At 77.4% G+C, this 5,024-nt stretch carries 4 protein-coding genes; 2 read left to right on the forward strand and 2 right to left on the reverse strand.

The window, feature by feature from the left end; all coding sequences use genetic code 11:
• The first annotated feature begins 421 nt into the window (after positions 1–421).
• On the forward strand, positions 422–1,051 hold the full coding sequence (locus ACRYMN_RS20635) for an AAA family ATPase (RefSeq protein ID WP_432499277.1): 630 nt from the start codon (positions 422–424) through the stop codon (positions 1,049–1,051).
• A gap of 182 nt (positions 1,052–1,233) precedes the next feature.
• Here the strand turns inward: ACRYMN_RS20635 and ACRYMN_RS20640 are convergent, their stop codons facing one another.
• Together ACRYMN_RS20640 and ACRYMN_RS20645 are read right to left on the reverse strand one after the other, a co-directional pair.
• Positions 1,234–2,136: a DUF2382 domain-containing protein gene (locus ACRYMN_RS20640; protein WP_432499278.1), complete on the reverse strand. Its 903-nt coding sequence runs from the start codon at positions 2,134–2,136 to the stop codon at positions 1,234–1,236.
• A 138-nt stretch (positions 2,137–2,274) separates the two neighbouring features.
• Positions 2,275–2,541: a GlsB/YeaQ/YmgE family stress response membrane protein gene (locus tag ACRYMN_RS20645; protein WP_432499280.1), complete on the reverse strand. Its 267-nt coding sequence runs from the start codon at positions 2,539–2,541 to the stop codon at positions 2,275–2,277.
• A gap of 305 nt (positions 2,542–2,846) precedes the next feature.
• On the opposite strand from ACRYMN_RS20645, the gene ACRYMN_RS20650 reads away from it, so the two are divergent.
• Positions 2,847–4,922 (forward strand): S9 family peptidase, encoded by a 2,076-nt coding sequence (locus ACRYMN_RS20650; RefSeq protein WP_432499282.1) that lies wholly within the window; start codon positions 2,847–2,849, stop codon positions 4,920–4,922.
• Positions 4,923–5,024 lie beyond the last annotated feature (102 nt).

A 5,024-nucleotide genomic window follows, 5' to 3' on the forward strand; every position in this document is an offset into this window, starting at 1 on the left:
CCCCCCCCCCCCCCCCCCCCCCCCCCCCCCCCCCCCCCCCCCCCCCCCCCCCCCCCGCGGCCGCCCCGCCCCCCCCCCCGCCGCCCCCCCCCCCCCCCCCCCCCCCCCCCCCCCCCGACCACCTCGCCGTCGCGCACCGAGGGTGACGTCTCGGCCAGCGAACCCCACCGGGTGTGGCAGGCCGCCGCCGCGGCCGAGGGGGGTGCCAGGCCCACCAGGCCCGCACCCAGGAACAACGACGCCAGCGCCGTGCCACGCCTTCGCGCTGGGCTCCTCACCGCTGACCGCTCCATCGCGGCCTCCTCCCGGCGGGGGCGGCACCGCACCGCCCGGCCGCCACCTGCATCGTCCTCCCGCCGGCGCGGCGCGTCGAGGCCCGCGCCCTCCGGCACGGACCGCCGCCGCGCGTACCGTGCGGGCCGTGCTGCTGTGGCTGAACGGCCCCTTCGGGGGCGGCAAGACGCAGACCGCGCACGAGCTGCACCGGCGCCTGCCCGGCAGCGCGGTGTGCGACCCCGAGCACGTCGGGTTCGGCCTGCACCGCGCGCTGCCGGCCGCGCTGCGCGGCGACTTCCAGGACCTGCGCTCGTGGCGCTGCGGCGTGGTGGAGGTGCTCGACCTGGCCGCCTCGCGCTGGGACGGCGTCGTCCTGGTGCCGATGACGGTCGTCGAGCCGGAGGTGTTCGAGCAGACCGTCGGCGAGCTGCGCCGGCGCGGCCACGACGTGCGCCACGTCGCCCTGCTGGCGCGGCCGGCGACGGTGCGGCGCCGGCTGCGCGAGCGCTCGCTGGGCCGGGTGCTGGCCGCCGCGACCGCCCACCGGGGCACCGCGCCGGGGGAGTCGTTCGCCCTGGCGCGCCTGGAGCGCTGCCTGGAGCTCCTGTCCCGCCCCGAGTTCGCCGAGCACCTGCACACCGACGACCTGGACGTGCCCGCCGTCGCGCAGCGGGTCGCGGCGCTGTGCGGGCTGCACCCGTCGCCGCCGGCTGGGCCGTTGCGCGCCGTGGTGCAGCGGCGCGCCACCGCGCTGCGCCACGTGCGGCTGCGCTGAGCGGCGCGCGGGAGACCCGCCGGGGGACCGCCCGCGCGGGGGACCCGCCGGGGAAACACCTGCGCGGGGGACCCGCCGGAGAACCGCCCGCGCGGGGTCCCGGACGCGCGAACGCCCCGGACGCGTCGGCGTCCGGGGCGTTCGCGGGTGGCCGCCCAGGCGGGCGGGCCGACCGGGCGGCGTCAGCGGCCGTCGCGGTCCAGGTCGCGGTCGGTGGTGCCGCGGCCGGTCGTGGTGTCGTCGTCCAGCTCGATCTTCTCCTCGCGCACCTCGGCGGAGACGGTCTCCTCACCGGTGACGGTCTTGGTGCCCAGGCGCACCCGCTCCACCGGCACGGTCTCCTTCGCGGCCACCGCGCGCTCCTCGTGCAGGGTGACCTCGTGCTCCTCCTCGGTCAGGTCCCCGCCCGCCAGGGCCGCGCCGCGGTTGGCGTCGGTGATCGGCTCGCGCTCGACGACCAGCTCCTCGTGGCTGACGGGCACGCTGTGGGTGACGTGCTCGCTGACGATGTGCTTGCGCAGGCGCGCCCGGCCGGACACGCGGGACTCGGTGCCCACGTGCAGCTCCTCCTTCGAGCGCGTCATCGCGTCGTCGGTGTTCGGGCCGGAGGTGTCGTGGCCCGCCCCGCGCACGTCGTCGCGCACGTCGTCGCGCAGGCCGTGCTCGCCGGTGGTGGTGCCGCGCGAGGCCGCCAGGTCCGCGGTGCCGGTGGTGCCCGTGGTGGTGCCCGTGGTGGTGCCGGTGGTGCCGCCGGTGTAGGTGCCGCCGGAGGAGGCGATGCCGTAGTAGCGGTACAGGTCGTCCTCGTCGGACTCGCTCAGCTCGTGGCCGGGGTCGTGGTGCGGGGCGTCCTTGACCTTGGCCTTCTCGAACGGCACGGTCAGGCGGTCGCCGCTCACGGAGGCCTGCGCCAGCGGGATCAGGGAGACGTTCGAGCCGAACAGGCCGGTCTTGACCGAGACCCACTCCGGCTGGTTGCTGGCGTTGTCCAGGTAGACCTCGTCCACCTTGCCGATCTTGTCGCCGTCGTTGTCGTAGACGGTGGTGCCGTAAAGCGCGTCCGCGGTGAAGGTGTTGCTGCTCATCGGTCTCCTCCAGTGCTTCGTCGGGTCTGCCCGGGGTGCCGGCGCGTGCGGCTCACCCGGGTTGTGCGGTTCGTGGCGTCGTGCAGTTCGTGGGGCCGTGCGGTGCGTGCAGCCGTGCGGTGCCTGCGGCTCGCCGGGTCAGCGGCGGCGCGAGGTCAGCGAGCCGGCGATGGTCACGCCGACGGCCGCGACGGCGACCTGCAGGATGAGCTCGATCCAGTCGATGCCCGGGGTGTTCGCCACGCCGATCGCCGACGCCAGGAAGGTGCCGATGATGGCGGCGACGATGCCGACCAGGATCGTGACGAGGATCGAGACGTTCTGCCGTCCCGGCAGCACGAGCCGGGCGAGCGCACCGATGATCAGGCCGATGACGATGGCGGTGATGATTCCGGTGATGGTCACGGAGGGCTCCTCCTGCGTCGAGGCCCGGGTGCGGGGCTCGCCGTCCCGGTGGTGCACGGGGAGCGCGGCGCCCGCGAGCGGGGACTCTCCCCGCCGTCGACCGGACCGGTCACCACTGCTCGATGACGTGATCGAGGTAACCACCGCCCCGACCCGACCGCACGCCGAAACCCCCCGGGCGGGGGACGTCCCCCGTTCGGGTCAACGGGTGGATGCAGTGAGTGATCGGATGCGTGTCGTGCGTGACGAGCGGTGCCCGAGCGCGGCGCCCGGCGCGCGCGGCGCCCGGGCGGTAGAACGGTCGCGTGGCCGACACCCCGCCCGCCGAACCGACCGCCACCCCGTTCGCCGACCTCGACGCCTTCGCCGCCCTGCCGCGCCTGAGCGGCCTGGCGCTGTCCGCCGACGGCACCCGCCTGGTGACGACCGTGGCGACCCTCACGCCCGACGCCACCCGCTGGCGCGCGGCGCTGTGGGAGGTCGACCCCGCCGGGCGGCGCGCGGCCCGCCGCCTGACGCGCTCGGCGGCCGCGGACTCCTCCCCGGTGTTCGCCCCCGACGGCACGCTGCTGTTCACCTCCGCCCGCCCGGACCCCGAGGCGCCGGGCGAGGAGGACGCCCCCGCGGCGCTGTGGGCGCTGCCCGCCGCCGGCGAGGCGCGCGTGGTGGGCACCCGCCCCGGCGGGTTCTCCGCGCCGCTGGTCGCCCGCACCGGTGGGCGCGTCGTGGTCACCTCCGCCACCCTGCCCGGCGCCGACGCCGCCGAGGACGGGCCCACCTCCGACGCCGCGCGGCGCGCCGCCCGCCGCGAGCGCAAGGTCACCGCGGTCCTGCACGCGCGCGTGCCGGTGCGGTACTGGGACCACGACCTCGGCCCGGACGAGCCGCGGTTCCTCGCCGCCGACCTGCCGGGCGACGAGCCCGCCGCGGGCGCGCGCGACCTGCTCACCTGGACGGACCTGACGCCCGCGCCGGGCCTGCGCCACCTGGAGGCGTCCGCGGCGCTGACGCCCGACGGCTCCGAGCTGGTGGCCACCGAGGTCGTCGCCCACCCGCGCGGGGACCAGCACGTGCGCCTGGTGGCGATCTCCACCGCCGACGGTTCCCGGCGGGTGCTCGCCGACGACCCCGAGCGCGAGTTCGGCGCCGTGGCCGTCTCCCCGGACGGGCGCCACGCCGCCGCGATCGCCGAGTCGCGCTCGACCCCGCGGCGCCCGCCGACGGTGCGGCTGGTGCTCGTCGCCCTCGACGGTTCCGGCGTGCGCGAGGTCGTGCCCGGCCGGGAGTTCTGGCACGCCGCTCCGCAGTGGGGCCCCGGCTCCGACGAGCTGTTCCTCGCCGCCGACGAGCACGGCGCCGCACCGGTGTTCCGCGTCGACGTCGCCACCGGGCAGGTGGTGCGCCTGACCGGCGACCGCGGCGCCTACTCCTCGCTGCAGGTCTCCCCGGACGGCGCGTACGTGTACGCGGTGCGCTCGGCCGTGGACGCCCCACCCGCCGTGGTGCGCCTGGACGCGCGCACCGCCGACGGGCTGCCGCACCCGCTGCCCGGCCCCGCCCCGGCACCGGCGCTGCCCGGAACCCTCACCGAGGTCACCACCACCGCCGCCGACGGCAGCGCCCTGCGCGCCTGGCTGGCGCTGCCCGCCGCCGCCTCGGCCGCGGACCCCGCGCCGCTGCTGCTGTGGGTGCACGGCGGGCCGCTCGGCTCGTGGAACGCCTGGTCGTGGCGCTGGAACCCGTGGCTGGCCGTCGCCCGCGGCTACGCCGTCCTGCTGCCGGACCCGGGGCTGTCCACCGGGTACGGGGCGCAGTTCCTCGCGCGCGGCTGGGGGGCGTGGGGCGCCGAGCCTTACACCGACCTCATGGCCGTCACCGACGCCGCCCTGGAGCGCGAGGACCTCGACGCCACCCGCACCGCCGCCATGGGCGGCTCGTTCGGCGGGTACGTGGCCAACTGGATCGCCGGGCACACCGACCGCTTCCGCGCGATCGTCACCCACGCGAGCCTGTGGTCGCTGAGCGGTTTCGGCGCCACCACCGACGCGCCCTGGTACTGGTCGCGGGAGGTGACGCCGGCGATGGTCGCCGCCAACGACCCCTCCGCGCACGCGGCGTCCATCACCACGCCCGTGCTGGTCATCCACGGCGACAGGGACTTCCGGGTCCCGATCGGGGAGGGCCTGGCGCTGTGGTGGGCGCTGAACGAGCACTGGGACGGCGACCCGGAGGAGCTGCCGCACCGGTTCCTGTACCTCCCCGACGAGAACCACTGGGTGCTCACCCCGCAGCACGCGATCCTCTGGTACGAGACGGTGTTCGCGTTCCTCGCGGCGCACGTGCACGGGGCGGGCTTCCACGTGCCGGACCTGCTGCGCTGACGCGCCGGGGGGGGGGGGGGGGGGGGGGGGGGGGGGGGCGCCGGCCCGCCCCCCCCCCCCCCCCCAGGAGTGGGTGTTTGCGGGAGCGGGCGGGCTACAAGA

The sequence above is a fragment of the Kineococcus gypseus genome (assembly GCF_050871305.1).
In the GTDB taxonomy this organism is placed as follows: Bacteria; Actinomycetota; Actinomycetes; order Actinomycetales; family Kineococcaceae; genus Kineococcus; species Kineococcus gypseus.